This window comes from Rosenbergiella sp. YN46 (assembly GCF_036620675.1).
Lineage (GTDB): Bacteria > Pseudomonadota > Gammaproteobacteria > Enterobacterales > Enterobacteriaceae > Jejubacter.
Genome location: NZ_JAZHEE010000116.1, coordinates 1 through 632, shown reverse-complemented (window position 1 = coordinate 632; position 632 = coordinate 1). Strand labels below are relative to the sequence as shown.

1 protein-coding gene is annotated in these 632 nt (G+C 32.3%); it reads right to left on the bottom strand.

The features are described 5' to 3' along the window. A partial coding sequence (locus tag V3W49_RS22785; protein WP_500148231.1) for a hypothetical protein occupies nt 1–247 on the bottom strand: 247 nt, incomplete at its 3' end. Nucleotides 248–632: the final 385 nt, after the last annotated feature.

Here is a 632-nt window from a genome sequence, read left to right as displayed (position 1 = left end):
CCGTAAATTCATGCGTCTTCATAGGAGTTGCTGTCATATCTTTAAACATCTGGCTAAAATGTTCCTCATCTTCCATCATGATTTTCATCAATGCATCATGAATTTCGGGATCGTATATCATAGTCTTGATATGCTCTTCACCAGTCATTTGTACAGGTTCATTAGTACCAAAAATTGCATAACTGACACCAATTCCAACAAAAAATACTCCAATTATAGTTCCTATCAATATTCCTTGGTTAACCATACTGAATTTTTTACAAAACTGCATTTAACTGGACATACAGATTTTCACTAGTGATTATAAGAAATGAGAATTAATTCTAGTTTACAGTTCGAATCAAATGTTAATTGTAAAATTACTTCAAACATTTACGAATGGTTTCATTCAATACTCTGGAAAAACTACATGATGCCTGTTCTTGTTGAATTATTTTTGTAAGATTTGGTTCTAACTTGGTTACAAATTGGAAATTTTACTATATACAACTAAATTGAATTAAAATCTATGAAACAAATAACAAAATACATTGGATTGCTTGCAATCTTGCCTCTAGCAATGGTAGCATTAGCACCAGAACTTGTTGCTGATGCACATGCACAAAAAGCAGAAGGAAGTCCAGGCAGCCAAT